This window comes from Streptomyces sp. L-9-10, assembly GCF_004151105.1.
GTDB lineage: Bacteria > Actinomycetota > Actinomycetes > Streptomycetales > Streptomycetaceae > Streptomyces.
In genome coordinates this window covers 1-24798 of sequence record NZ_PHRF01000127.1, presented here as the reverse complement: position 1 = coordinate 24798, position 24798 = coordinate 1, and the positions used below count along the sequence as shown (strand labels likewise).

26 protein-coding genes, 3 tRNA genes and 2 pseudogenes are annotated in these 24798 nt (G+C 70.6%); 10 read left to right on the top strand and 21 right to left on the bottom strand.

All coding sequences use genetic code 11. The annotated features are described in order from the left end of the window. Window positions 1–17: 17 nt before the first annotated feature. The 7 genes from CU044_RS29400 to CU044_RS29370 all read right to left on the bottom strand — a co-directional run bounded on the left by CU044_RS29400 (window position 18) and on the right by CU044_RS29370 (window position 3534). On the bottom strand, window positions 18–1073 hold the full coding sequence (locus tag CU044_RS29400) for a UDP-N-acetylmuramate dehydrogenase (protein WP_129771794.1): 1056 nt from the start codon (window positions 1071–1073) through the stop codon (window positions 18–20). Window positions 1074–1414: 341 nt separating this feature from the next. Then, complete coding sequence (locus CU044_RS29395; protein ID WP_129771793.1) at window positions 1415–1975, bottom strand: TetR/AcrR family transcriptional regulator; 561 nt, start codon at window positions 1973–1975, stop codon at window positions 1415–1417. 108 nt (window positions 1976–2083) lie between these two features. Next, window positions 2084–2512, bottom strand: coding sequence for a MaoC family dehydratase (locus tag CU044_RS29390; RefSeq protein WP_129771792.1), 429 nt, complete (start codon window positions 2510–2512; stop codon window positions 2084–2086). Between the two features lie 5 nt (window positions 2513–2517). Continuing rightward, window positions 2518–2970 carry a MaoC family dehydratase N-terminal domain-containing protein gene (locus CU044_RS29385; RefSeq protein ID WP_129771791.1) on the bottom strand — a complete coding sequence of 151 codons (453 nt, stop codon included), beginning with the start codon at window positions 2968–2970 and terminating at the stop codon, window positions 2518–2520. Window positions 2971–3084: 114 nt separating this feature from the next. Continuing rightward, the gene (rpmG, locus tag CU044_RS29380) at window positions 3085–3249 is read right to left on the bottom strand and encodes a 50S ribosomal protein L33 (RefSeq protein ID WP_003956487.1); all 165 of its coding nucleotides are present in this window, start codon (window positions 3247–3249) and stop codon (window positions 3085–3087) included. Window positions 3250–3341: 92 nt separating this feature from the next. After that, window positions 3342–3414, bottom strand: a tRNA-Met gene (locus CU044_RS29375). Between the two features lie 47 nt (window positions 3415–3461). Next, window positions 3462–3534, bottom strand: a tRNA-Thr gene (locus CU044_RS29370). A 219-nt stretch (window positions 3535–3753) separates the two neighbouring features. Here CU044_RS29370 and CU044_RS29365 point away from each other — a divergent pair. The 3 genes from CU044_RS29365 to CU044_RS29355 are packed head-to-tail and all read left to right on the top strand — an operon-like array spanning window position 3754 to window position 6416. Then, window positions 3754–5115: a hydrolase gene (locus tag CU044_RS29365; protein ID WP_129771790.1), complete on the top strand. Its 1362-nt coding sequence runs from the start codon at window positions 3754–3756 to the stop codon at window positions 5113–5115. A gap of 50 nt (window positions 5116–5165) precedes the next feature. Next, on the top strand, window positions 5166–5822 hold the full coding sequence (locus CU044_RS29360; RefSeq protein WP_129771789.1) for an SDR family oxidoreductase: 657 nt from the start codon (window positions 5166–5168) through the stop codon (window positions 5820–5822). A gap of 30 nt (window positions 5823–5852) precedes the next feature. Then, a complete protein-coding gene (locus CU044_RS29355) occupies window positions 5853–6416 on the top strand; it encodes a GyrI-like domain-containing protein (RefSeq protein ID WP_240045918.1) in 564 nt (187 codons plus the stop codon). 159 nt (window positions 6417–6575) lie between these two features. Here CU044_RS29355 and CU044_RS29350 read toward each other — a convergent pair. Next, window positions 6576–6657: transfer RNA gene (locus CU044_RS29350), tRNA-Tyr, on the bottom strand. Window positions 6658–6877: 220 nt separating this feature from the next. Here CU044_RS29350 and CU044_RS29345 point away from each other — a divergent pair. From CU044_RS29345 to CU044_RS29335, 3 genes are all read left to right on the top strand, one after another. Continuing rightward, window positions 6878–7366: a YajQ family cyclic di-GMP-binding protein gene (locus tag CU044_RS29345; protein WP_129771788.1), complete on the top strand. Its 489-nt coding sequence runs from the start codon at window positions 6878–6880 to the stop codon at window positions 7364–7366. Between the two features lie 205 nt (window positions 7367–7571). Beyond that, the gene (locus tag CU044_RS29340; protein ID WP_129771787.1) at window positions 7572–8081 is read left to right on the top strand and encodes a methylated-DNA--[protein]-cysteine S-methyltransferase; all 510 of its coding nucleotides are present in this window, start codon (window positions 7572–7574) and stop codon (window positions 8079–8081) included. A 33-nt stretch (window positions 8082–8114) separates the two neighbouring features. Continuing rightward, window positions 8115–8774, top strand: coding sequence for an alpha-ketoglutarate-dependent dioxygenase AlkB (locus CU044_RS29335; RefSeq protein WP_129771786.1), 660 nt, complete (start codon window positions 8115–8117; stop codon window positions 8772–8774). 79 nt (window positions 8775–8853) lie between these two features. Here CU044_RS29335 and CU044_RS29330 read toward each other — a convergent pair whose 3' ends face one another. The 13 genes and pseudogenes from CU044_RS29330 to CU044_RS29270 all read right to left on the bottom strand — a co-directional run bounded on the left by CU044_RS29330 (window position 8854) and on the right by CU044_RS29270 (window position 20553). Next, window positions 8854–9123: a GlsB/YeaQ/YmgE family stress response membrane protein gene (locus CU044_RS29330; protein WP_129771785.1), complete on the bottom strand. Its 270-nt coding sequence runs from the start codon at window positions 9121–9123 to the stop codon at window positions 8854–8856. 172 nt (window positions 9124–9295) lie between these two features. Continuing rightward, window positions 9296–9688 (bottom strand): YccF domain-containing protein, encoded by a 393-nt coding sequence (locus CU044_RS29325; protein WP_129771784.1) that lies wholly within the window; start codon window positions 9686–9688, stop codon window positions 9296–9298. After that, window positions 9685–10548: a zinc metalloprotease HtpX gene (htpX, locus tag CU044_RS29320; RefSeq protein ID WP_129771783.1), complete on the bottom strand. Its 864-nt coding sequence runs from the start codon at window positions 10546–10548 to the stop codon at window positions 9685–9687. The genes CU044_RS29325 and htpX overlap by 4 nt, the downstream gene beginning before the upstream one ends. Window positions 10549–10745: 197 nt before the next feature. Next, window positions 10746–12356 carry an NADH-quinone oxidoreductase subunit N gene (locus CU044_RS29315; protein ID WP_129771782.1) on the bottom strand — a complete coding sequence of 537 codons (1611 nt, stop codon included), beginning with the start codon at window positions 12354–12356 and terminating at the stop codon, window positions 10746–10748. Next, window positions 12353–13978, bottom strand: coding sequence for an NADH-quinone oxidoreductase subunit M (locus tag CU044_RS29310; protein WP_129771813.1), 1626 nt, complete (start codon window positions 13976–13978; stop codon window positions 12353–12355). The genes CU044_RS29315 and CU044_RS29310 overlap by 4 nt, the downstream gene beginning before the upstream one ends. 27 nt (window positions 13979–14005) lie before the next feature. Further along, a complete protein-coding gene (locus CU044_RS29305) occupies window positions 14006–16015 on the bottom strand; it encodes an NADH-quinone oxidoreductase subunit L (protein WP_129771781.1) in 2010 nt (669 codons plus the stop codon). After that, window positions 16012–16392 (bottom strand): NADH-quinone oxidoreductase subunit NuoK, encoded by a 381-nt coding sequence (gene nuoK, locus CU044_RS29300; protein ID WP_129771780.1) that lies wholly within the window; start codon window positions 16390–16392, stop codon window positions 16012–16014. The genes CU044_RS29305 and nuoK overlap by 4 nt, the downstream gene beginning before the upstream one ends. Then, the gene (locus tag CU044_RS29295; protein WP_129771779.1) at window positions 16392–17027 is read right to left on the bottom strand and encodes an NADH-quinone oxidoreductase subunit J; all 636 of its coding nucleotides are present in this window, start codon (window positions 17025–17027) and stop codon (window positions 16392–16394) included. Before CU044_RS29295 ends, nuoK begins: the two co-directional genes overlap by 1 nt. Next, window positions 17024–17584: an NADH-quinone oxidoreductase subunit I gene (locus CU044_RS29290; protein WP_129771778.1), complete on the bottom strand. Its 561-nt coding sequence runs from the start codon at window positions 17582–17584 to the stop codon at window positions 17024–17026. The genes CU044_RS29295 and CU044_RS29290 overlap by 4 nt, the downstream gene beginning before the upstream one ends. Next, window positions 17584–18552: a complex I subunit 1 family protein gene (locus CU044_RS29285; protein WP_129771777.1), complete on the bottom strand. Its 969-nt coding sequence runs from the start codon at window positions 18550–18552 to the stop codon at window positions 17584–17586. The genes CU044_RS29290 and CU044_RS29285 overlap by 1 nt, the downstream gene beginning before the upstream one ends. Window positions 18553–18728: 176 nt before the next feature. Then, a pseudogene (locus tag CU044_RS29280) lies at window positions 18729–19457 on the bottom strand (NADH-quinone oxidoreductase subunit C); the annotation flags it as partial. 47 nt (window positions 19458–19504) lie between these two features. Continuing rightward, window positions 19505–20170, bottom strand: a complete 666-nt coding sequence (locus CU044_RS29275; protein WP_240045917.1) for an NADH-quinone oxidoreductase subunit B — start codon at window positions 20168–20170, stop codon at window positions 19505–19507. Then, complete coding sequence (locus CU044_RS29270; protein WP_240045916.1) at window positions 20161–20553, bottom strand: NADH-quinone oxidoreductase subunit A; 393 nt, start codon at window positions 20551–20553, stop codon at window positions 20161–20163. The genes CU044_RS29275 and CU044_RS29270 overlap by 10 nt, the downstream gene beginning before the upstream one ends. A 199-nt stretch (window positions 20554–20752) precedes the next feature. Here CU044_RS29270 and CU044_RS29265 point away from each other — a divergent pair, with 199 nt between their 5' ends. The 4 genes and pseudogenes from CU044_RS29265 to CU044_RS29250 all read left to right on the top strand — a co-directional run. Further along, window positions 20753–21931: a sensor histidine kinase gene (locus tag CU044_RS29265; protein WP_129771776.1), complete on the top strand. Its 1179-nt coding sequence runs from the start codon at window positions 20753–20755 to the stop codon at window positions 21929–21931. A gap of 177 nt (window positions 21932–22108) precedes the next feature. Next, a complete protein-coding gene (locus CU044_RS29260) occupies window positions 22109–23422 on the top strand; it encodes a sensor histidine kinase (protein ID WP_129771775.1) in 1314 nt (437 codons plus the stop codon). 174 nt (window positions 23423–23596) lie between these two features. Beyond that, window positions 23597–24256 (top strand): response regulator transcription factor, encoded by a 660-nt coding sequence (locus tag CU044_RS29255; RefSeq protein ID WP_129771774.1) that lies wholly within the window; start codon window positions 23597–23599, stop codon window positions 24254–24256. A gap of 296 nt (window positions 24257–24552) precedes the next feature. Next, window positions 24553–24798: pseudogene (locus tag CU044_RS29250) on the top strand (2-oxoglutarate ferredoxin oxidoreductase subunit alpha); the annotation flags it as partial.

Sequence of the window (24798 nt, the reverse complement as noted above, 5' to 3'; positions counted from 1 at the left end):
TCCGGCCAGACAGACCACTAGAGGCTGACGCCGACCGTCACCGGCTCGTTGACCAGCGTGATCCCGAACGCCTCCCGGACCCCGGCCACCACCTCCCGGGCGAGCACGAGCAGATCCTCGGTGGTCGCCGCGCCCCGGTTGGTGAGGGCCAGGGTGTGCTTGGTGGAGATACGGGCCGGGCCGCTGCCGTACCCCTTGGTGAAACCGGCCCGGTCGATCAGCCAGGCCGCGGAGGTCTTCGTACGTCCCTCCCCGTCCGGGAAGCCGGGCGGCGTCACCTCGTCGCCGAGGCGGGCCCGTACGCGCGCGACGAACTCCGCGTACTCCCGGTCGGTCAGGATCGGGTTGGTGAAGAAGGAGCCGGCCGACCAGGTGTCGTGGTCCTCGGGGTCGAGCACCATGCCCTTGCCGGCCCGCAGCTTGAGGACGGTGTCCCGCGCGGTCTCCGCCGGGACGCGGTCGCCGGGTTCGACCCCGAGCACGCGGGCCGTCTCGGCGTACTTGAGGGGGGCGGAGAGCCCCTGCGCGTCCTCCAGGGCGAAGCGGACACGCAGCACGACCCAGCGCTCCGGGTGCTGCTTGAACCGGCTGTGGCGGTACGAGAAGCCGCAGTCGGCGTTGGTGAGCGTGACCGTCCGCCCGGTGGAGCGGTCGTAGGCGACGACGTCGGTGAGGGTGCTCGACACCTCCTGGCCGTACGCGCCGACGTTCTGGATCGGCGTGGCGCCGGCCGAGCCGGGGATCCCGGCGAGGCATTCGATGCCGGCCAGGCCCGCCTCGACGGTACGGGCGACGGCGTCGCTCCAGATCTCCCCGGCGGCCAGCTCCAGCGTGGTGCCGTCGAGCGAGAAGCCCTTGGTCGCGATGCGCAGGGCGGTGCCGTCGAAGCCCTTGTCCCCGATGATCAGATTGCTGCCGCCGCCGATGATCAGCAGCGGCGTACCGGCGTCGTCCGCCTCGCGCACGGCGGCGGTCACTTCGTCGTCGGTGACCGCCGTGAGCAGGCGGGTCGCCGGGCCGCCGAGACGAAAGGTGGTCAGTGGGGCGAGGGGGGCGTCGTGGAGTTCCTGCACGGGACAAGGGTACGGGCCACTGCGATCGCAGTGGCCCGACATCAGACGGCCGCGGGCTCGCGCTCGTCCGCTTCTTTCTTCACTTCCGTGACCACCGGCACCCGCCGGGCGCCACGCCCCGGGATGAGGAGGGCCGCCAGCGCGCCGAGCGCCACCAGCCCCGCACGTCCAGGGCCGCCATGAAGCCGGCGACGCCGGTGATGACGAGGGTCCAGATGGCTCTGGACCCGCCGGTCGGTGGCTGACTCATTGTTCTCCCCCTGTTGGGCATGACACTTATTAGTTATTGATGACTAACTTTCCTGGACATACGGAAGCGCCGGCACTCCCCCGGCGGGCGTTCAGCCCTCGGACGGCCGGGCCTCGTCGTGGAAGCCGGACCAGATGCGATGACCGGACGGGAAGCCCAGCGAGACGAGGGTGTTGATCAGCATCCCGTACGCCAGGAACGTCGTGGTCTCGTCCACGTCCGCCCCGAGCGCCAGATGGACCGTGTCCCAGAGCGTCTGCCAGCCGGCCCGTACCGTGTCGCCGAACTCGTGGTCGCCCGCGGCCTCGGCGGTCGCCACCGCGACATACATCTGCATCTGCATCAGCAGTTTCTGGGGATCATCGGCGATGAGCCGCTGGTAGGCGTTCCCCATGGCATGCAGGGCCGCTTCGCCCTCCAGCCCCTCCGACGCCTCCGTCATGACGCGCGTGGTGTCCGCAAGACAGCGTTCGGCGGCGGCGAGGAACATGGCCTGCTTGTTCGGGAAGAGCCGGAAGAGATACGGCTGCGAGACCCCGACCCGGCGGGCGATCGCCTCCGTGGAGGTGCCGTGGTAGCCGCCCCTGGCGAACTCCGCGACCGCCGCGCGGATCACACTCTCGCGTCGCTCTTCCGCACTCATCCTGACCATGGAGATTAAGTTATTGACCAATCACTACCTATGTCAAGCGCAAGGGGCGCCCGCTCATCGCGGGCGCCCTTACACAGTGATCGCTCAGCCGGGTACAGGTCTGATCACTCAGGCGAGCCGGACAACGGCGCGGGACATGCCCAGCACCTTCTGCCCCGCGCTCATCGCCGTCAGATCCACCCGGACGCGGTTGTCCTCCAGCTTGGCCGCGACCTTCGCGCTGACCTCGATCAGCGCGCCCCGGTCGTCATTGGGCACCACGACCGGCTTGGTGAAGCGGACCCCGTACTCGACGACGGCTCCCGGGTCGCCCACCCAGTCGGTCACCACCTGGATCGCCTCGGCCATGGTGAACATGCCGTGCGCGATGACGTCCGGCAGCCCGACCTCCTTGGCGAACTTCTCGTTCCAGTGGATCGGGTTGAAGTCCCCGGAGGCGCCCGCGTACCGCACCAGCGTCGCGCGCGTGAGGGGGAAGCTACGGGCCGGCAGCTCCGTACCGATCTCGACCTCGTCGTAACCGATCTTCGCGGTCACCGGCCTCACGCCCCCTCGGCGGCGCGCGCCACCAGCTTGGTCCACGCGGTCACGACGTGCTCGCCCGCCTCGTCGCGCACCTCACCGCGGACGTCGATGATGTCGTTCCCGGCGAGGGACTTGATCGCCTCGATGGTCGACGTGACGCTCAGCCGGTCGCCCGCCCGTACGGGACGGGTGTACGCGAACTTCTGGTCGCCGTGCACCACACGGCTGTAGTCCAGACCCAGCTGCGGATCGGCGATGACCTCACCCGCGGCCTTGAAGGTGATCGCGAACACGAAGGTCGGCGGCGCGATCACATCGCAGTACCCGAGGGCCTTGGCGGCCTCCAGATCGGTGTACGCCGGATTGGGGTCGCCCACCGCCTCGGCGAACTCGCGGATCTTCTCCCGGCCGACTTCGTACGGCGCGGTGGGCGGATAGCTCCGCCCCACGAAGGACTGATCGAGCGCCACTGACTCGCTCCCTCCTGATGTAAAGGACCACAGGCCTGCTGGAGACCCTGATGTAGACAAGGAAACGACACGAGGCCGTCCCCAACCGGGGACGGCCTCGCATACGAGCCTGATTCAGCGCGTTTCGCGGTGCGCGGTGTGCGAGTTGCAGCGCGGGCAGTGCTTCTTCATCTCAAGACGGTCCGGGTTGTTACGCCGGTTCTTCTTGGTGATGTAGTTCCGCTCCTTGCACTCCACGCAGGCCAGCGTGATCTTCGGGCGGACGTCGGTGGCAGCCACGTGAGTGCTCCTTGGACGGACAACGGATGAACGGATGAACGCAGAAAAGAGTAGCCGATCGAAGGACCGACCCCACAATCGGCTACTTTGTGTAGCGGTGACCGGACTTGAACCGGTGACACAGCGATTATGAGCCGCTTGCTCTACCGACTGAGCTACACCGCTTCGATGTTGGATCTCCTCGCCCGAAGGCGAGGATCACCGAACATCTGAGCCCCAATACGGAATCGAACCGTAGACCTTCTCCTTACCATGGAGACGCTCTACCGACTGAGCTATTGGGGCGAGCGATGAAGACATTACACGGTCGGTTGCCGATCGCCCAAATCCGTTTTCCCGCCCCTCACCCCACGCGTCCCGCGGTGTCCCGTACGCCACTGGTGGGCTCGCCGGTACGACTATTGCGCTCCTCCTCGAACGCCGGCCGAGGCGCCCCTAGGCTCGACTCACGCTGCGTGATCTTGCACGCCGGAGTCCGACCAGAAAGCCCTCACCAGGAGCCCGATGCCCGACAGCCAGCCGCAGCCGCAGCCGCAGCCGTCCGACGGAGCCCCGGCCGACACCACCGCGCTCGTCCTGTGCGGCGCCCGTCTCACCGACGGCCGCACCGTGGACGTACGGCTCAGCTCGGGCCGGATCGAGGCCGTGGGCACGGCGGGCAGTCTCGCCGCGCACGGCACCCGGCTGGATCTGGCCGGCTATCTGCTGCTCCCCGCTCCGGCCGAGCCGCACGCCCACAGTGACACCGCCCTCACCGCGCTCACCCCCGACGGACCGGGCTCCTACTCGCCCGAGGACGTCCAGCGCCGCGCCACCGAGGCCGCCCTGCTCCAGCTCGGTCACGGCGCGACCGCGCTGCGCTCCCACGTACGGATCGGGGACGCGCAGGAGCTGGGCCGCATGGAGGCGGTGCTCCAGGCCCGCCGTTCGCTGCGCGGTCTCGCCGATCTGACCGCCGTCGCCGTACCGCGCCTGCTGACGGGTCTCGCGGGCGCCGACGGGCTCGCGATGCTGCGGGACGCGGTGAAGATGGGCGCGGGGGTGGTGGGCGGCTGCCCCGACCTGGACCCGGATCCGGCCGGGTACGCGGAAGCGGTGCTGGGGATCGCGGCCGAGCACGGCTGCCCGGTCGACCTGCATACGGACGGTGACGATCCGGCCCGGCTCGCCCGGCTCGCCGCGATGGCGGGCGGCCTGCGGCCCGGGGTGACGCTCGGGCCGTGCGCGGGGCTGGCCAGGCTGCCCGCCGAGACGGCCGCGCGGGCCGCGGGCCAGCTGGCGGCGGCCGGCGTGACCGTGGTCTGTCTGCCGCAGGGCGGCTGCGGGGGCGTGGAGCGCGCGGATGTGGAGCGGGTGGACACGGACCGGCGCGGCGGCGCGGACCGGCGTGCCGCGGAACCGCCCGGCGCGGACCCATGGGGCTCCGGGCTGCCGGGCGCCGAGCGCGGCGTCGCCCCCGTGCAGCTGCTGCGGGCGGCCGGGGTGCGGATCGCGGCGGGCAGCGGGGCGCTGCGGGACGTGTCGAATCCGGTCGGGCGCGGGGATCCGCTGGAGGCCGCCTATCTGCTCGCGTCACAGGGCGGGATGCGGGCGGCGGACGCGTACGACGCGGTGAGCGGGGCCGCGCGGGCGGCGATGGGGCTGCCCGCGGTACGGGTCGAGGCGGGCTTTCCCGCGGAGTTGCTGGCGGTACGCGGGGAGCGGATCGAGGGCGCGCTGTCCCTCGCGTACAGCAGGATCGTCATCCACCGCGGGCGGGTGGTGGCGCGGACGAGCGCGGTACGGGAGTACTGCGACTCGGCGGCGGCCGTCGCGCTGGAACTGCCCCGGCAGGGACGGTCCGTCCTGGGCAACCCCGGTCCCTGAGCGGGATGGCGGGTCAGCGGCGAACGGCCCCCGGACGTACGGTCGTGAGCATGCGAATCGTGATTGCCGGAGGACATGGTCAGATCGCGCTGCGGCTGGAGCGACTGCTCGCCGCGCGCGGACACGAGGCCGCGGGCATCATCCGCGACCCGGCGCAGGCGGAGGATCTGCGCGACGCCGGCGCCGAACCGGTCGTCCTGGACCTGGAGTCGGCCTCGGTCGAGGAGGTGGCCGCGGTACTGAAGGACGCGGACGCGGCCGTGTTCGCCGCGGGCGCGGGCAGCGGGAGCGGAGCGGCCCGCAAGGAGACGGTGGACCGGGGCGCGGCGGTCCTCTTCGCGGACGCCGCCGAGCGCGCGGGCGTACGCCGTCACCTCGTCGTCTCGTCCATGGGCGCGAACCCGGATCACCGGGGCGACGAGGTCTTCGACGCGTATCTGCGGGCCAAGGGCGCGGCGGACGCGTACGTACGGTCCAAGTCCGGGCTCGACTGGACGATCCTGCGGCCGGGGATGCTGACGAACGACCCCGGGACGGGCCTCGTGCGGCTCGCGGAGTCCACGGAGCGTGGGCCGGTGCCGCGCGACGATGTGGCGGCGGTACTGGCCGAGTTGCTGGGGACCCCGGGGACCGCGGGGCGGACGCTGGACCTGATCGGCGGGACGGTGCCGGTGGCCGAGGCGGTGCGGGCGGCGGGCGGGCGATGAGTTCCGTGGCCCGGGGCGGTCCTTGCTCCCATGAACGAGGACCTGAGCGTGGAGAGCGTGGTTGAGGACATGGACCGGAGCAAGCCCGTGAGCCTGCCGAAGATCGTCCGACGGGGCGAGCAGCCGTATGTCGCCATCGGAGAATCCGTGCGGATGGACGAGTTCCCGACGCTCGCCGACCGGCTGCCCGAGCTCATCGGCTGGGTGCTCGGCCAGGGCCTCGAGATGGCCGGAGCGCCGTTCTTCCGCTACCGCACCATCGACATGGACGGCGAGTCGGAGGTGGAGGCCGGCGTCCCGCTGGTGTCGACCCCGGAGCCGGAGGGCGAGATCCGCGTCGGGACGCTGCCCGCCGGCCACTACGCGACGATCACTCACCTCGGCCATTTCGACGGGCTGTTGGCGGTGACCCGAGCGCTGCGGGAGTGGGCGGAGCACGAGGGGCTGGAGTGGGACATGACCGTCGTCGACGGGGTGGAGCACTGGGGCTGCCGGCTGGAGTCGTACAAGACCGACCCGCGGGTGGAACCGGACCCGGCCAACTGGGAGACGGAGCTGGCGTTCCGGCTCGCCGACGCGGCCCCGGGCGAGTAGCGCGGCCTGGACGAGCGGTACGGCCCGGCGGCCGGACATGAGAGTGGCCCTTGCCAAACGGAGACGTGGGGCAAGGGCCATTCGCACGCGTCACGCCGACCCCACGAGAAAACGGCCCCTGGTGCGCGTTTCCGCAAACCAGGGGCCGTTTTTATCGCGTGGCGGCGCCAGGATTCGAACCTGGGTAGGCTAAGCCGACGGATTTACAGTCCGCTCCCATTGGCCACTCGGGCACACCGCCATGGGATGTTGTCGCCTGATGGAGAGGCCGCTGTGGGCGGTGCTCCGTGGCAACGACGTAAACGATACCCGATGCGCGGGGGTGCTCCGCCACCGGATTGATCAGCACTCGAGTCGGGTGTGGGTGACTAGGCTTTACGCCAGCGACCGGCGGTGTCCGGTCGTTGCAGCGAGCATGCGATGAGCACCCGAACAGCACCGATCACAAGGAGCCACAGGACATGGCCGACTCCAGTTTCGACATCGTCTCGAAGGTCGAGCGGCAGGAGATCGACAACGCCCTCAACCAGGCCGCCAAGGAGATCTCGCAGCGTTACGACTTCAAGAACGTCGGCGCCTCGATCGGCTGGTCCGGCGAGAAGATCCTCATGCAGGCGAACTCGGAGGAGCGGGTCAGCGCGATCCTCGACGTCTTCCAGTCCAAGCTGATCAAGCGCGGGATCTCGCTCAAGGCGCTGGACGCGGGCGAGCCCCAGCTGTCCGGCAAGGAGTACAAGATCTTCGCGTCGATCGAGGAAGGCATCTCCCAGGACAACGCCAAGAAGGTCGCGAAGATCATCCGCGACGAGGGCCCCAAGGGCGTCAAGGCGCAGGTGCAGGGCGACGAACTGCGGGTCAGCTCGAAGAGCCGCGATGACCTGCAGACCGTGATCTCCCTGCTCAAGGGACAGGACTTCGACTTCGCGCTGCAGTTCGTGAACTACCGGTGACGTGGGACCGACCGGTGACGTAGGAGGCACGGGCGCGGGGCGGGCGCTCCGTTCCCGCCCCGGACGCCACCGGCCGGGCGTGCTGTCCGAATTCCGCCAGCGCCGGTGGTCAGGGGGGCGGAGACTCGTTACTCGTAGCGGCTGAACGCGACCGCCGAACGCGACGCGTGGGCGGTTGAACGCTCTGCGAGGAGAGGAACGAGTGATGACCGGGACCATGTACACGACGATGGACAGCCCCCTGGGCGAACTGCTGCTCGTCGGCGAGGAGTCCGCCACCGCGAAGGGCGGCGTCGCGCTCGCCTCGCTCTCCCTGCCGGGGCAGAAGGGCGCGGCCGTCGTCCAGGACGGATGGGTCCGGGCGCCCGAGGCGTTCGAGGAGATCACCGGGCAGCTCAGGTCGTACTTCGAGGGCACGCTGACGCGGTTCCGGATCGAGTACGCGGACAGCGGTACGGACTTCCAGCGGCGGGTCTGGCAGGCGGTGGACGCCATTCCGTACGGCGCGACCATGACGTACGGGCAGATCGCCGGTCAGGTCGGCGCGGCCGGGGCCGGGGTGCGGGCCGTGGGGACCGCGATCGGACGGAATCCGCTGCTTGTCGTGCGGCCGTGCCATCGGGTGATCGGCGCGGACGGGGCGCTGCGGGGGTACGCGGGCGGAGTGGACCGCAAGGAGCGGCTTCTCGGCCTGGAGGGCGCGCTGGTGGGATGAAGGACGCGCCGGCGGGATGAGCGGGGACGTGTGATGAGCGGGGAACTGTTCCCGAGGCCGCGAGCCGTCGTCGCTCCCGGCGCCGTGCATGTGCCCTCCTGGCTGTCCGAGGCGCGGCAGCGGGAGCTGGTGGACGCCTGCCGGGGCTGGGCGCGGGGGCCGGTGCCGATCCGGCACACGGTGCTGCCGAGCGGCGGTGTGATGTCCGTACAGACCGTCTGCGTGGGCTGGCACTGGCAGCCGTACGCGTACACCCGTACCGCGGGCGATGTGAACGGCGCGCGGGTGGCGGAGTTCCCGGACTGGCTCGTCGAGTTGGGGCGCGAGGCGGTGGTCGAGGCGTACGGCGATCCGGCGGCGGGTGCGGCGTACACCCCGGACACGGCGCTGATCAACTTCTATGAGGGCGCCGCGAAGATGGGGATGCACCAGGACAAGGACGAGAAGTCGGGGGCGCCGGTGGTGTCCCTGAGCATCGGCGACCGGTGTGTCTTCCGCTTCGGCAATACGGAGAGCCGGTGGCGGCCGTACACGGACGTCGAACTCTCCTCCGGGGACCTCTTCGTCTTCGGGGGACCGTCGCGGTTCGCTTACCACGGGGTGCCCAAGGTCTGGCCGGGTACGGCCGGCCCGGCCACGGGTCTGCACAGCGGGCGGTTGAACATCACCCTGCGCGAGACCGGTCTCGCGTAGCGGAGCCGGCGGGCGGCGCGGGACCGGGGGACGGCCGGCGGCTGTCGGCGGGGCGACGCGAGACCCGGGCGGGGCGGCGTCAGCGCGAGCGGGAGTGGCCGAAAAGGAGCCGGTAGAGAACGAGCAGGACAAGAGCGCCGCCGATGGCGGAGATCCAGGTCGGCCCGTCGTAGAACTCCTTGCTGATGGGATGGTCGAGCCAACGGGCCGAGATCCAGCCGCCGATGAAGGCGCCCGCGATGCCTATGAGGGTCGTACCGATCAGTCCGCCCGGGTCCCGGCCCGGGAGGAGGATCTTGGCGGCGGCCCCGGCGAGAAGTCCTAGAATGATCCAGCTGATGACACCCATGCCTTGAACCTGCCCTTCACGCCTTCAAACAGTCGTGCCCAGGAAGACGCGGTACAGGCGGGTGGCGGTTGCACCTGGCGGACAGTTCAGAACACTTCCGACGGATCACGGCAAACGCACAGCAAGCGCACAACAAGCGGACGAGTGGGCGAGCGGGCGGGCGAGCGGGCGGTCAGCGGGCCGCGAACGGCTCGTCGGTGGGGACGATTTCCTTGCCGAGCGGCATCAGCGAGAGCGGAATCAGCTTGAAGTTGGCCAGGCCCAGCGGGATTCCGATGATCGTGACGCAGAGGGCGATGCCGGTGAGGATATGGCCGAGCGCGAGCCACCAGCCCGCGAGAACCAGCCACAGCACATTGCCCACGCAGGAGGGCGCGCCCGCGTCGCGGCGGTCGACCGCCCGGTAGCCGAAGGGCCACAGGGCGTAGAAACCGATACGGAACGCGGCCACCCCGAAGGGGATGCCGATGATCGTGACGCAGAGCAGCGCGCCCGCCAGCAGATACCCGAGGCACATCCAGAAGCCGCACAGAACGAGCCATATGACGTTCAGGATTGTCTTCATGGTCGGCGACCTGCCATCTGTTCCAGTCGGGCGATGCGCTCCGCCATCGGCGGGTGCGTGGAAAACAGCTTCGAGACCCCCTCCCCGGGACGGAAGGGGTTCGCGATCATCATGTGGCTCGCGGTCTCGATCCGTGGCTCGGGAGGCAGCGGAAGCTGTTTCGTCCCCGCGTCCAGTTTACGCAGCGCACTGGCCAGAGCGAGCGGGTCGCCGGTGATCTGGGCGCCCGACGCGTCGGCTTCGTACTCCCGCGAGCGGCTCACCGCCAGCTGGATCACCGAGGCCGCGAGCGGGCCCAGGATCATGATCAGCAGCATTCCGAAGATCCCGGGGCCGTCGTCGTCGTCCGACCGGCCGAAAGGAATCAGCCAGGCGAAGTTCACCAGGAACATCACCACTGAGGCGAGGGCTCCGGCGACGGACGAGATCAGGATGTCCCGGTTGTAGACATGGCTCAGCTCATGGCCCAGGACTCCGCGCAGCTCGCGCTCGTCCAGGATCTGGAGGATGCCTTCCGTGCAGCAGACAGCGGCGTTGCGCGGGTTGCGGCCGGTGGCGAACGCGTTGGGGGCCTGGGTGGGCGAGATGTAGAGCCGTGGCATGGGCTGGCGGGCGGCGGTCGAGAGCTCACGGACGATGCGATAGAGCTGGGGTGCCTCGAACTCGCTGACGGGGCGCGCGCGCATGGCGCGCAGGGCCAGCTTGTCGCTGTTCCAGTAGGCGTACGCGTTCGTGCCGATCGCCACGACGAGCGCGACGATCAGGCCCGTACTGCCGAAGAAACTGCCGATCGCGATGATGAGTGCGGACAGTCCCCCGAGGAGTACGGCGGTCCTGAGCCCGTTGTGCCGGCGGTGCACGGTACGCCCTCCAAGTGGTGCGGCAGGGGAACCCTTTGCTGGTGCTGCTCCACTCTTCAGTGGACCCTTCCGTACTGGTCAACGCCAGGCGGGCGGCACGGGTTCCCTTGTTCCGCCGGACAGGGGCGTACGCCGTCCGGGTGGCGGTGGTGCGGGAGGGGGCGCGGGCGTGGGCCGCCCAGGGGGCCGGCGTGGGCTCAGAACAGGCTGGTACCGGCGAAGCGCAGGACGAGCTGAGGCGCCCCGGAGAGGGCGACACCGGCGGCGGCTGTGAGCGCGATCGCGACGGTGACGGCCGCGGGGGGCCGGCCGACGGCCACCTCGTCCCCTCCGCCCACCGGGGCCACGCCGGGGGTCCGAGGAGTCACGCCGCCGGCTTGCGCCCTGCCGGTACCGGCCTCCGGACCCGCGCTCGCGGCCTCGGGCTCCGGCGCGCGGAAGAGGGCCGCCGTCCACTGGAGGTAGTAGTACAGCGCGATCACCACATTGGCGGCCATGACGACGGCCAGCCAGCCGAGGCCCGCGTCGACGGCCGCCGAGAAGACCGTGACCTTGGCGAACAGGCCGATGATGCCCGGCGGCAGCCCGGCGAGGCAGAGCAGGAAGAAGCCCATCGCGAGGGCCACGAGGGGCCGCCGCGCGTAGAGGCCCCGGTAGTCGGCGAGGCGGTTCAGCGGCCGCGTACGGGCCACCAGCGCGACGACCGCGAACGCGCCGAGGTTCACGACGGCGTACATCAGGGCGTACGCGACGGTGGACCCGATCCGGTCCCCGCCCTCGTACGCCGCGGCGGCGATCGGTACCAGGAGGTAGCCCGCCTGGCCCACGGACGACCAGGCCAGCAGCCGTACCGCGCTGTGCGCGCGGGTGGCCGGCTGCCGTACCGCCGCCACATTGCCGAGGGTCATGGTGAGCGCGGCGATGACCGCGAGGACCGGGCCCCACACGTCCCGGTACGTGGGGAACGCGATGACGGTCACCAGGATGAGGCCGGAGAAGCCGACCGCCTTCCCGACGACGGAGAGGTACGCGGCGATGGGCAGGGGCGCGCCCACATAGGTGTCGGGGACCCAGAAGTGGAACGGTGCGGCGGCCGTCTTGAAGGCGAAGCCGACGAGCGTGAGGGCGACGCCCACCTTGGCGAGGGTGTCCAGCTGGCCGGGGACATGGCCCAGTTCCGCGGCGATCCGGGTGAGGTGGAGGGTGCCGGTCGCGGCGTACACGAAGCTGACGCCCAGCAGCATCACGGCGGTCGCGGTCACCGACGAGAGGAAGAACTTCAGCGCGGCCTCGGAGGAGAGCCGGTCGCCGCGCCGCAGTCCGACGAGGGCGAACGCGGGCAGCGAGGCCACTTCGAGGGCGACGACAAGGGTGGCGAGATCACGCGAGGCGGGCAGCAGCGCGGCGCCGGCGGCCGAGGCGAGCAGCAGGAACCAGTACTCCCCCACGGGGAGTTTCCTGCTGTCGTGGAGCGAGATCAGCGCGGTGAGCAGCGCGCCGCCGAGCACCAGCAGCTGGATGACCAGGGCGAAGTGGTCGGCGGTGTAGCTGCACACGTCGGCCTCGGTGGTGAGGCAGAACGTCGAGCGGTCGCCGGCGCGCAGCGGGAGGAGGGTGAGGAGCGCGGCGACGAGACCGGCGATCGCGATACCGCCGAGGAGCGGCTTGCGGTGCTCCGGTACGAAGAGATCGGCGACGAGCACGATCAGGGCGGCCACCGCCGTGAGGGTGGGGGGCGCGATCGCGAGCCAGTCGATCGACTGGACGAGGCTGGCGCCGGTGGCGGCGCTCTCGGCGGCCACGTTCACGACTTGCCTCCTGCGAGGAGCTTCTGCACGGCGGGGTCGGTGAGGCCGAGCAGGACCGCGGGCCAGAGTCCGGCGAGGACGGTGAGGACGACGAGCGGGGTCCAGGCGGCGAACTCATAGGTCCGGACGTCGGCGAAGCGCGCCGGTTCCGGCGCTCCTGCCCCCGCTTCGTCCTGTTGAGCTTCCCGCGGGGCCTCTCGCGGCGCTTCGTGCGGTTGCGCGCCCATGCAGACGCGGCGTACGACGATCAGCAGATACGCGGCGGTGAGCAGCGTGCCGAAGCCGGCGATCACCATGAAGGTGAGGAAGGCGGGGCGGCTCAGGCCCTCCGCGGGGTCGAAGGCCCCGAACATCGCGAGCATCTCGCCCCAGAACCCGGCGAGGCCGGGCAGGCCGAGCGAGGCGACGGCCGCGAAGGCGAGCAGCCCGCCGAGGCGGGGGGCGCGGCCGTAGAGCGCGGCGCCCGTCGCTCCGGCGAGGGTGTCGAGGTCGGCGCTGCCGTACCGCTCCTTGACCGCTCCGACCAGGAAGAACAGCAGGCCGGTGATGAGGCCGTGGGCGATGTTGGCGAAGAGCGCGCCGTTGACGCCGGTGGGTGTCATGGTCGCGATGCCGAGCAGGACGAAGCCCATGTGGCCGACGGAGGAGTACGCGATCAGCCGTTTGAGGTCGCCGCCCGCGCCCTGTTTGGCCAGGGCGAGACAGGCCAGGGAGCCGTAGATGATGCCGACGACGGCGAAGGCGGCGAGGTAGGGCGCGAAGGTCCGCATGCCGTCGGGGGCGATGGGCAGGACGATGCGGACGAAGCCGTACGTACCCATTTTGAGCAGAACGCCGGCGAGGAGCACCGAGCCGACGGTCGGGGCGGCGGTGTGGGCGTCGGGCAGCCAGCTGTGCAGCGGCCACATCGGGGTCTTGACCGCGAGGCCGAGGCCGATCGCCAGAACGGCGATGAGCTGCACGGATGTGCTGAGCCCGCGGCCGTTGTCAGTGGCGAGTGCCACCATGTCGAATGTGCCCGCGTTGAGACCGATCAGCAGCAGGCCGAGCAGCATGACCACGGAGCCGAGCAGCGTATAGAGGATGAACTTGAAGGCGGCGGCCTGCCTGCCGCCGGTGACGCCTTCCGAGCCGCCCCAGCGGGCGATGAGGAAGTACATCGGGATCAGCACCATCTCGAAGGCCAGGAAGAAGAGCAGGAGGTCGAGGACGGCGAAGGTCGCGAGCGTGCCGGACTCCAGCACGAGCAGCAGGGCCACGAACCCCTTGGGAGAGGGGCCCGGAGGCATCTTGAAGTAGCTGTAGAGCGCGCACAGGAAGGTCAGCAGCGCGGTCAGGACCAGAAGGGGGAGGGAAATGCCGTCGACGCCGAGATGGATCCGCACGTCCAGTGCCGCGATCCAGCTGATGTCCGTGGTGGCCTGCATCTTTGACGGCTGGTCATGGTCGAAGCCGAGTGCCAGGACGATCGTCGCGAGGAGGATCGCGCCGGTCACGGTCACGCCGTGGCGCAGCACGGCCTGGTCGGGGCTCTTGCCGCGCAGTCCGGGCGGGGCCGGGAGGAGCGCCGCGACGGCCCCGATGAGCGGCCCGACGACGATCAACGCGAGAAGGAACTGCATCACGGACTCACTGATATCGATCACGGCTCACGCTCCGGCGGCGACGAGTACGGCGGCGATCGCCAGGACGACGGAGCCGGCCAGCAGGGCGCTGAGGTAGGTCTGCACGTTCCCGGTCTGGGCGCGGCGTACGGCGGCGCCGAGCCAGCCGGTGCCGGTGCCCGCGGCGCGTACGTACGTGTCGACGACCTCGCGGTCGAGGAAGCGGACCAGCTGGGCGGCTGCCAGGACGGGGCGTACGAACAGACGGTGGTAGACGGCGTCGACGTGGAAGCCGACCGCCGCGTGGCGGTGGAGCGGCCCCAGCAGGAGGCGGGCGGGGTCCGCGGGGTCGGGGGCGCCCGCGATGGAGCCGTACACCTGGGTGTGGATCTCGATGGCCTCCCTCTCCGCGAGGGCGGGCTCCGTATCGGGGTGGGAGACGACGGCCCCGATCGGCGTGCGGGAGGCCAGCGCCGAGGTGTGCCGCCAGCAGCCGTAGGTGAGCAGGCCGCCGACGAGCGCGACGCCCGTGCCCAGGACGGAGGTGGTGAGGTTCGGGGCGAGGCTGTGTCCGTCGAACCAGCCGGGGAGATAGCCGATGGCCAGGCCCAGGCCGATGGAGGGGATGGCGAGCACCCACAGGACGGCGTTCATGGCGAGGGGCTGCTTGCCGTAGTCGGGGACTTCGGCGCCCCGGCCGCGGAAGGCCAGCAGCCAGAGGCGGGCCGCGTAGGCGGCGGTGAGGAGGGCGGTGAGCAGTCCGGCGATCAGTACGGTCCAGCCGGCGGCCCCCGGGGCGGCGCCGCCGGATTCGCCGAGGGCCGTGTGCTCGGCGGCGACGAGGACGGACTCTTTGGAGAAGAAGCCGGCGAAGGGAGGGATCGCGGCGAGCGCGAGCAGGGCGACCGTCACCGTCCAGTAGGCGTCCGGGATGCGCTGCGCGAGGCCGCGCATCCGGGACATGGCGGCCAGTGAGTTGGTGCCGGCGGCGTGGATGATCACGCCGGCGCCGAGGAAGAGGAGCGCTTTGAACGCGCCGTGCGCGATGAGGTGGAAGACGGCCGCGCCCCGGTCGCCCACGGCCAGGGCGCCCGACATATAGCCGAGTTGGCCGATGGTCGAGTAGGCGAGGACGCGTTTGATGTCGTCCTGCGCGAGGGCGGCGAGCGCCGAGCCGACCATCGTGATCGCGGCCATCACGGCGAGCACCACCAGGGCGGCGGCCGAGGCGGCGAAGACGGGGAGGAGCCGGGCCACGAAGTAGATACCGGCGGCGACCATCGTCGCGGCGTGGATCAGCGCGGAGACGGGGGTGGGGCCCGCCATCGCGTCGGGCAGCCAGGTGTGCAGCGGGAACTGCGCGGACTTTCCGGCCACGCCCGCGAGCAGCAGCAGCGCGATCAGCGTGGGGTGGTCGAGGCCGCCGTCGGCGACGGTCTTCAGCACGCCGGTGATGCGGAACGTCCCGGCGTCGGAGGCGAGCGCGAACAGCCCGATCAGGAAGGGGACATCGCCGAGCTTGGTGATGAGGAAGGCCTTGAGGGAGGCCGCGCGCGCCTCGGGTGTCTCCCAGTAGTGGCCGACGAGGAAGTACGAGCAGATGCCCATGATCTCCCAGCCGACCAGCAGCACCATCAGATCGCCGGAGTAGACGACGAGCAGCATGGCGGAGGTGAAGAGCGAGACCAGGGCCGCGTACGAGGGGTAGCGCGCGTCGCCGCGCAGATAGCCCGTCGAGTAGATCTGCACGCACGACGCGACGACGCCGACGAGGACGGCGACCAGGGCCGCGAAGCCGTCGATGTGCAGGGCGAGGTCGATGGGGACCGAGCCGGTGGGGGTGAGCTGGGTCGCGGCGTCCAGCGGTGCCTTCCCATCACCGTCGCCGCCGCCCTGGCGTACGGCCACGGCGATGGCGAACGCCGCGGCGGCAAGCGTCGGCAGGATGGCCAGCGGGCGTACGAACCCGGGCGCGACGCGGCCGAGCAGCAGCCCGGCGACCGCGCCCAGGAAGGGCAGGAGGGGGACGAGGACGGCGAGGGTCGTGGTGGTCACGCGGTGGCCTCAGCCTTCTGCGCCGGGGCGGTGTCGGTCGCTTCCGGCCCGGCACCCCCGGGGCTGTCGGGGCCTTCCGCGGTGTCGCGGAGTCTGTCGATGTCCGAGGTGCCGCGGTTGCGGTAGACCATCAGGACGATCGCCAGGCCGATGCCGATCTCCGCGGCGGCGATGGCGATGACGAAGAGGGTGAGCGCCTGGCCGGCGTGCAGGGTGTCGCGGAGCCAGACGTCGAAGGCGACCAGATTGAGGTTGACGGCGTTGAGCATCAGCTCGACGGACATCAGGACGAGGATCGCGTTGCGTCGCGCGAGTACTCCGTACAGCCCGGTGCAGAACAGGAGGGCCGCGAGCACGGCGGGATAGGCGAGATGCATCAGCGCTGCTCCTTACCGCTACGGCTGTTCCTGGCGGCGCTGCTGCCCTTCGTGGCGCTGTTCTTCGTGGCGCTGCTGCCCTTCGCGGCGCTGTTCTTCGCGGTCGCGTCGCGTTTGCGGGAGAGCACGATCGCGCCGACGAGTGCGGCCAGCAGGAGCACGGAGAGCGCCTCGAAGGGCAGCACCCAGTTGCGGAACAGGAAGTGGCCGGTCACTTCGGTGGAGCCCTGGGCCGGCCCGTCCAGGTCGATCCAGGTCGTATGGAACGCGTCGACGACCACCCAGACCAGGGACACGGCCGCGACGACGGCGACCGCGAGGGCGACCGGGCGGTTGCCCGAATCGGCGTCCGGGGAGCGGCCGATGGGCGCCTTGGTGAGCATGAGCCCGAAGAGGAGGAGGACCACCACGGAACCGAGATAGATCAGGACCTGCACCCAGGCGATGAACTCCGCCGTGAGCAGCAGATATTCGACGGCCAGACCGCCGAGCGTGACGACCAGCCAGAGGGCGGCGTGCACCAGCTGTTTGGTCGTGACGGTCACGAGGGCCGCGCCGAAGGTGACCAGACCGACGAGAAGGAAGGCGATCTCGACCCCGCTGGGCGACAGGAAGCCGTGCGCTGCGAGGCTCACTCGCCCGCCTCCTGTTCCCGCTCCCGCTGCGCCGCCGTCGCCAGCTTCTCGGCGGTCTTGCGGGCGGCGCCGAGCTCCTTCGGCTCCTCGGCGGCCGGGTCGAGGGCGGGCGGCGCGGGCACCGTCCACATCCACTCGCGGAGCTTGTCCCGCTCGTGGGTGAGCTCACGGATGTCCGTCTCCGCGTACTCGAACTCCGGCGACCAGAAGAGAGCGTCGAAAGGACAGACCTCGATGCAGATACCGCAGTACATGCAGAGCGCGAAGTCGATCGCGAACCGGTCGAGGACATTGCGGCTGCGCTCGCGGCCACCGGGGACGGCGGCCGGGACCGTCTCCTTGTGGGAGTCGATATAGATGCACCAGTCGGGGCACTCACGGGCGCAGAGCATGCAGACCGTGCAGTTCTCCTCGAACAGTCCGATCACGCCCCGGGTGCGGGGCGGAAGTTCGGGCTGCGTCTCCGGGTACTGGTGGGTGACGGTCTTCCTGGTCATCGTCCGCAGGGTGACGGCCAGGCCCTTGGCCAGGCCGGAGCCGGGAAACGAGGGGGCCACTAGTTGATCGCCACCTTCACGATGCCGGTGAGCGCGATCTGCGCGAGGGCGAGGGGGATGAGAACGGTCCAGGCGAGCTTCTGCAACTGGTCCTCGCGCAGCCGCGGGTAGCTCACGCGCAGCCAGATGACGACGAACGCGAGCACGGCCGTCTTGAGGAGCGTCCAGACCCAGCCGAGTCCTTCGGCGCCGAGCGGGCCGTGCCAGCCACCCAGGAAGAGGACGGTGGTCAGTCCGCAGAGGACGACGATGCCCGCGTACTCCGCGAGCAGGAAGAGCGCGAAGCGCAGGCCCGTGTATTCGGTGTAGGCGCCGAAGATGATCTCGGAGTCGGCGACCGGCATGTCGAAGGGCGGTCGCTGGAGTTCCGCGAGACCCGCGACGAAGAAGACCAGGGCACCGACGATCTGCCAGGGCAGCCACCACCACTCGAAGGCGTTGAGGATGCCGGGCAGGGAGACGGTGCCGGCCGCCATCGCGACGGAGGCGGCGGCGAGCAGCATCGGCAGCTCGTACGCGAGCAGTTGTGCGGCGGTCCGCAGGCCGCCGAGAAGGGAGAACTTGTTGGCGGAGGCCCAGCCCGCCATGAGCGAGCCGAGCACCCCGATGCCCATCACGGCGAGCACGAAGAAGATGCCCGCGTCGACGACCTGGCCGACCGCGCCCTCGCTGGGACCGATGGGGATCGCGACCAGTACGAGGAGATACGGGAGAAGGGCGACGGCCGGGGCGAGTTGGAAGATACGGCGGTCGGCGTTGGCCGGGACCACGTCCTCCTTCTGCGCGAACTTCACCCCGTCCGCGACGAGTTGGGCCCAGCCGTGGAAGCCGCCCGCGTGCATGGGGCCGAGACGGCCCTGCATATGGGCCATCACCTTGTGCTCGGTCTGGCCGACGACGAGGGGAACGACCAGGAACACGGCGAAGACGACGACCAGCCGGAGGGCGACGTCGAGTACGTCGTTCACGCGTCTCCTTCGGGGCGGCGGTCGCTCTCGGGACTCTCGGTCTCGGGACTCTCGGTCTCGGGACTCTCGGTCTCGGGACTCTCGGTCTCAGGGCTCTCGGTCTCAGGGCTCTCGGTCTCAGGGTTCTGGCTCGGAGGGGGCTTGCGCCATGGCGCGTCCGGAGTCGTGCCCTCCGGCTGCTGGCTCGCCGAGCCCTGCGTGACGCTGCGCGCGCGGCGGACCGGGCGGTCGCCCGTCGCGCCGCGGGCAGCCGCGCCTCCGGCACCTGCCGCGCGTGCCCCGCGGGCGGGTCGGGCGGGGGCCGGGGGCAACTGCCCCTTGAGCGGGCCCCACTCGTTCGGGTCGGGGACACCGGGCGGGAGCATCTGGCGCCGCTTGGGGCCGCCGTGCTCGGACTCCCCCGGCTCCTTCGCACCCGGCCATGCCTTGACGACGCGGGCCGCCAGGACGAAGTCCTTGCGCAGCGGGTACCCCTCGAACTCCTCGGGGAGAAGGAGGGGAACGAGATGAGGATGGCCGGAGAAGGAGACGCCGAACATCTCGTGCGTCTCGCGCTCGTGCCAGCCCGCGCCCGCGTAGACCCCGACGGCCGTGGGCAGGACGGCCGCGTCGTGCGGGACGGTCGTACGGACCAGCAGCCGGCGGACCGTACCGCCCTCCAGGGCGACGACATGGGCGCAGACGCGGAAGCCGGTGCCCGGCTCGTCGACCGCGCTCAGCCAGTCGAAGTAGGTGCAGCCCAGCCGGTCGCGGGCGGTTCCGAGGGCGGGGATCCAGGACTCGGCGGGGACATCGACCGTCAGCAGGTCGTACGCCCGCTCGGCCGTGGCCCCCTCGCCGAAGATCTCGGCGGCGGCGTCCGGCAGCCGGTCGTACGCGTTCACGTCATCGTCATGCGCGTTCATATCGCCCATATCGCCGTCGTGCGCGTTCGCATCGTCGTCGTGCGCGTTCACGAAGCGCCCTCCCCCGGCTTCGGGGCCGGCGGCGGTGGCGGGGTGACCAGTCCGCTGCGCAGTGCGGCGGCCGAGGGCCGGCCGGCCGAGGCGTAGCGCTCGCCGAGCGATTCGCGGGCGATCTTCTCCTGGAGCTTCAGGATGCCCTGGAGCAGCGCCTCGGGGCGGGGCGGGCAGCCCGGTACGTAGACATCGACCGGGATGATCTGGTCGACGCCCTTCGTGACGGAGTAGGAGTCCCAGTACGGGCCGCCGCAGTTGGAGCAGGCGCCGAAGGAGATCACGTACTTGGGCTCGGGCATCTGCTCGTACAGCCGCTTCACGGCGGGCGCCATCTTGTCCGTGACGGTGCCGGAGACGACCATCAGGTCGGCCTGGCGCGGCCCGGGGGCGAAGGGGATCACTCCGAGCCGGATGAAGTCGTGCCGGGCCATGGAGGCGGCGATGAACTCGATGGCGCAGCAGGCGAGTCCGAAGTTGAAGACCCAGAGGCTGTAGCGGCGGCCCCAGTTGAGGACGACCTTCATGGGCTGCGGCGCCAGCCGGGAGAGCACACCGAGCCGTTTGCCGCCTCCGGTCGCGTTGTCGCCTTCGGTCGCGTTCCCGGTTCCGGCGGACACGATCGGCAGGAGTCCGGGTGCGGGAGCGGGGGTCACGTCCATTCCAGGACGCCCTTCTTCCATGCGTAGAGCAGTCCTACGGCCAGGAAGCCGAGGAAGATGAACATCTCGACCAGCGTCGTGGCCCCGTAGCCGGGGGCGGCGAAGACGGTCGCCCAGGGGAACAGGAAGATCGAGTCGACGGCGAAGATCACATAGAGGAACGCGTAGACGTAGTAGCGGACCTGGGTGTGGGCCCAGCCCTCGCCCACGGGGTCCACACCGCATTCATAGGTGAGCAGTTTCTCCGGTGTCGGCACCACCGGCCGCAGCAGCCGGCCCGCCCCGAAGGCGACGGCGACGAACAGCACGCCGACCACCGCGAGCAGTCCGACCACCGAATAGCTCTGGAAGTAGTCCGACGCGAGAACGGTCGGTTGCGACACGTCCGCCCCTCGCTCCCTGACTCGTAGCAGTTTCTTCGACTTCTACGACGATGTGTTTCGACGATCTGTACGGACGGGAGTCTAGGCCCTGTTAAAGACTTGGTAAGCAGCCGCGTCCCGCATAGTGGGGTTATCCCTACTTCGCCTGGCCGAGCCACCCCATGGCGCGCGCCATCCGCTCCGTGCAGGCTTGGTCCTTATGACCGTGAGCAGCAGCCTTCCCGACGATGATCGTCCGCCGCCCGTGCGCTTCGCCTTCGACCGGCACACCTGGAAGGAGATCGCGCATCTCCTGGTGAACCTTCCGGCTTCGCTGGTCGGTTTCGTCTATGTGGTGGTCACGGTCTCCACCGGTGCGGGGCTCTCGGTGACGGTGATCGGGCTGCCGTGGCTGGTCTGCGGGCTCGCGGGGGCGCGGCTGCTCGGCCGGGCGGAGCGGGCGCGGGCGCGCCGGCTGCTCGGGGTACGGATCGACGAGCCGAGTCCGCTGCACGGGCCGGGCCGGCGCCCCGACGGGCTTCTCGGCCGGATATGGGCCGGGCTGAAGGATCCGGTGGCCTGGCGGACCGTGCTGTACGAGTTCATCCGGCTGCCCTGGGGTGTGCTGACGTTCGCCGTCACGCTGACCGGTCTCGTCGCGTTCTGGCCGGTCCTCCCCTATGTGGCGCGCGGGCTCGGCAATGTCGACCGGACGATGGTGCGGGCGCTGCTCGCGCCCTCCGACGAGCTGGAGCGGCGGATCGCGGAGCTGGAGTCGGACCGGGGGGTGGTGGTCGACACGGCCGCCGCCGACCTGCGCCGTATCGAACGCGATCTGCACGACGGCGCGCAGGCCCGGCTGGTGGCCCTGGCCATGGGGCTGGGCCTCGCCAAGGAGAAGCTGCTGGAGGACCCGGCGACGGCGGCGAGCATGGTGGACGAGGCGCACGGCGAGGTGAAGCTCGCGTTGCAGGAGCTGCGCGATCTGGCGCGCGGCATCCACCCGGCCGTGCTCACCGACCGCGGGCTGGACGCGGCGCTCTCGGCCATCGCCTCCCGCTGCACGGTCCCGGTGAGGGTGACCGTGGATCTGGCCGAGCGGCCCGCGGAGGCGATCGAGGGCATCGCGTACTTCACGGTCTCCGAGCTGCTCCAGAACGTCAGCAAGCACAGTGCGGCGCGGACGGCGTCGGTGGAGGTGTGGCGGCGGGACGACCGGCTGCTGATCCAGGTGCAGGACGACGGGCGCGGGGGCGCGCGGCTGGACGGTGGTACAGGCATGTCCGGGCTGTCCGAGCGGCTCGGCGCGGTCGACGGTCTGTTCGTCCTGGAATCCCCGGCCGGCGGGCCGACGATCGTCACGGCGGAGCTGCCCTGGCGGCGGCGCGGAAAGGGCTGACCGGGGCCCCGGGGCGGGCGCGGCCGCACCCCGGGGGTGGGGAAAACCCCAGGGTGAAGACTGAGACCGCCCTCATGGTGCGGGCGCCGCGGCCCCGCGAGCATGGAGTACAGGGAAGCAGGCACCCTGCTCCCCTCCTCCCTGTCCCTCAGCCCGCTCGCAGAACGGACCCCACCCATGGCCCTGGATTACGGATCGCAGTCGCGGCCCCACTTCATTCCGCCGGCCCTGCGCGCCCCGTTCGAGGGACGCGCCTGGCGCGAGTTCGGCTATCTGCTGCTCAGCATGCCGATCAGCACGGTGCTGTTCGGCTACGCGATCGCGACGATCGTGCTCGGAGCGGGACTGCTGGTCACCTTCCTCGGCGTGCCCGTACTGGCGGTGGGGCTGGCCGGGTGCCGCGGCTTCGGCATGCTGGAGCGGGCGCGGGCGCGGGCGCTGCTGGGGCTCGATGTGCCGGATCCGGCACCGGCCCGTGGCGCGAAGAGCGGGCTGATGTCCTGGGTCGGCGCGGTGCTGAAGAGCGGGGTGTCCTGGCGCCATCTGCTCTACGCGATCCTGCATTTCCCGTGGGCGCTGTTCGCGTTCGTGGTGTCCCTGACGTTCTGGACCGTGGGCTGGGGACTGTTCTCGTACCCGCTGTGGCACGGGGTGTTCGCCGGCCATCTCGACCAGTCGGGTATCGCGATCTACAGCGACAGCACGGGGGAGGGCTACTTTCTGGACTCGCCGGTCGAGATCGCCGCCACCTCCGTGGTGGGGCTGGTGCTGGTGCTCTTCTCCCCCTGGCTGATACGGGCCCTGACGACCGTGGACCGGCTGCTGGTGACCGGGCTGCTCGGCCCGTCCCGGCTGGCCACCCGGGTCTCGGAGCTGGAGTCGGACCGGGGGGTGGTGGTCGACACGGCCGCCGCCGACCTGCGCCGCATCGAACGCGATCTGCACGACGGCGCGCAGGCCCGGCTGGTGGCCCTGGCCATGGATCTGGGGCTGGCGAAGGAGAAGCTGGCGGAGGACCCGGAGGCCGCCGCGCGCATGGTCGGCGAGGCGCACGGCGAGGTGAAGACGGCGCTCCAGGAGCTGCGCGATCTGGCACGCGGCATCCATCCCGCCGTGCTGACCGACCGGGGACTGGACGCGGCGCTCTCGGCCATCGCCTCCCGCTGCACGGTCCCGGTGGAGGTGGAGGTCGATCTCCCGTACCGGCCGGCCGCCGCGATCGAGGGGATCGCCTACTTCACGGTCTCCGAGCTGCTCCAGAACATCAGCAAGCACGCCAGGGCGACCCGGGCGACGGTGGAGGTGTGGCAGACGCGGGACCGGCTGATGCTCCAGGTCACGGACGACGGCAGGGGCGGGGCGGACAGGACGGCGGGCAGCGGTCTGGCCGGGCTGACGGACCGGCTGGACGCGGTGGACGGGGTCCTGGTCATCGATTCCCCGGCCGGGGGGCCGACGACGGTGACGGCGGAGCTGCCCTGGCGTGGCTGACGCGGGGCAGGCGGGGCTGAAGCGGGACAGGCGGGGCTGCGTGGGACAGGCTCTCGCGGGGCGCCGGTCCCGTTTTTCCTGGCAGGTGGGCGCGGAGCGATCCGAATACTGGGATGCTGGAGGACACAGGGGACAGATCTCATCTTTGGGGGCTACTGCATCGTGGAGGACAGAGTGCGGGTCGTCATCGCCGAGGACTCAGTGCTGCTTCGGGAGGGCCTGACCCGGCTGCTGACCGACCGCGGCCACGATGTCGTCGCCGGTGTCGGTGACGGGGAAGCGCTCATCAAGACCGTGGATGATCTCGCGGACCAGGGCGCGCTGCCGGATGTGGTGGTCGCGGACGTGAGGATGCCGCCGACCCACACCGACGAGGGGGTACGAGCCGCCGTGCGGCTGCGCCGGGACCATCCGGGGGTCGGGGTGCTGGTGCTCTCGCAGTACGTCGAGGAGCAGTACGCCACGGAGCTGCTGGCCGGCAGCAGCCGGGGCGTGGGCTATCTGCTGAAGGACCGGGTGGCCGAGGTCAGGGAGTTCGTGGACGCGGTCGTACGGGTGGCCAGGGGCGGGACCGCGCTGGACCCCGAGGTCGTCGCCCAGTTGCTGGGCCGGAGCCGGAAGCAGGACGTGCTGGCGGGGCTGACGCCCCGCGAGCGCGAGGTCCTCGGGCTGATGGCCGAGGGGCGGACGAACTCCGCGGTCGCCAAGCAGCTGGTCGTGAGCGATGGCGCGGTCGAGAAACACGTCAGCAATATCTTTCTGAAGCTTGGGCTTTCCCCTAGTGACGGGGATCACCGCCGGGTGCTGGCCGTGCTGACCTATCTGAGGTCCTGACCGGGGAAGAACCTGTCTATCGCCCTGTCTATCGCCCTGTCTGTCGCCCTGTCAGCCGCACCTGCGGGGTGCGCCGTGGGACGAAAGCCCTAGAACCAAAGGATGAGGGCGGAACGACTTGCCCGAATCGACCAGGGGCGGGCAAATAGCGACAAATCAATACTCGAGGATGCCTCAAACTGGCGTCCAGTATTCGATCGGTCAAGGGAAGGCGACCCTTACCGACGTAGGGTGGCCTCGGGGACTGCCGGGCGGCCGGCCGGTCCCGAGCCGCCGCCCGAGGGAGGTCCAGTTCAGTGACCAGCCAGGTCAGTAGCCCAGCCCAGCAGGCCGATGGAGCCGGCGACGCGAGCGAAAGCGATCGCGCCGTCGGTGACCATCGCGCCCCCGCGTCCGTCCAGGAGGGCGCAGGCGAGAAGGAAGTCCGTCGTCTGGACCGGGTCATCATCCGTTTCGCGGGTGATTCGGGTGATGGGATGCAGCTGACGGGTGACCGGTTCACGTCGGAGACGGCGTCGTTCGGGAACGATCTGTCGACGCTG

What these genes read in the sequence shown, in the direction of transcription:
- CU044_RS29395 (WP_129771793.1), bottom strand. Translation starts at nt 1,975, where the DNA reads ATGGTCAGGATGAGTGCGGAAGAGCGACGCGAGAGTGTGATCCGCGCG.
- CU044_RS29365 (WP_129771790.1), top strand. Translation starts at nt 3,754, where the DNA reads ATGCCCGACAGCCAGCCGCAGCCGCAGCCGCAGCCGTCCGACGGAGCC.
- CU044_RS29360 (WP_129771789.1), top strand. Translation starts at nt 5,166, where the DNA reads ATGCGAATCGTGATTGCCGGAGGACATGGTCAGATCGCGCTGCGGCTG.
- CU044_RS29355 (WP_240045918.1), top strand. Translation starts at nt 5,853, where the DNA reads ATGAACGAGGACCTGAGCGTGGAGAGCGTGGTTGAGGACATGGACCGG.
- CU044_RS29345 (WP_129771788.1), top strand. Translation starts at nt 6,878, where the DNA reads ATGGCCGACTCCAGTTTCGACATCGTCTCGAAGGTCGAGCGGCAGGAG.
- CU044_RS29340 (WP_129771787.1), top strand. Translation starts at nt 7,572, where the DNA reads ATGACCGGGACCATGTACACGACGATGGACAGCCCCCTGGGCGAACTG.
- CU044_RS29335 (WP_129771786.1), top strand. Translation starts at nt 8,115, where the DNA reads ATGAGCGGGGAACTGTTCCCGAGGCCGCGAGCCGTCGTCGCTCCCGGC.
- CU044_RS29330 (WP_129771785.1), bottom strand. Translation starts at nt 9,123, where the DNA reads ATGGGTGTCATCAGCTGGATCATTCTAGGACTTCTCGCCGGGGCCGCC.
- CU044_RS29325 (WP_129771784.1), bottom strand. Translation starts at nt 9,688, where the DNA reads ATGAAGACAATCCTGAACGTCATATGGCTCGTTCTGTGCGGCTTCTGG.
- CU044_RS29310 (WP_129771813.1), bottom strand. Translation starts at nt 13,978, where the DNA reads ATGCAGTTCCTTCTCGCGTTGATCGTCGTCGGGCCGCTCATCGGGGCC.
- nuoK (WP_129771780.1), bottom strand. Translation starts at nt 16,392, where the DNA reads ATGCATCTCGCCTATCCCGCCGTGCTCGCGGCCCTCCTGTTCTGCACC.
- CU044_RS29275 (WP_240045917.1), bottom strand. Translation starts at nt 20,170, where the DNA reads ATGGACGTGACCCCCGCTCCCGCACCCGGACTCCTGCCGATCGTGTCC.
- CU044_RS29265 (WP_129771776.1), top strand. Translation starts at nt 20,753, where the DNA reads ATGACCGTGAGCAGCAGCCTTCCCGACGATGATCGTCCGCCGCCCGTG.
- CU044_RS29260 (WP_129771775.1), top strand. Translation starts at nt 22,109, where the DNA reads ATGGCCCTGGATTACGGATCGCAGTCGCGGCCCCACTTCATTCCGCCG.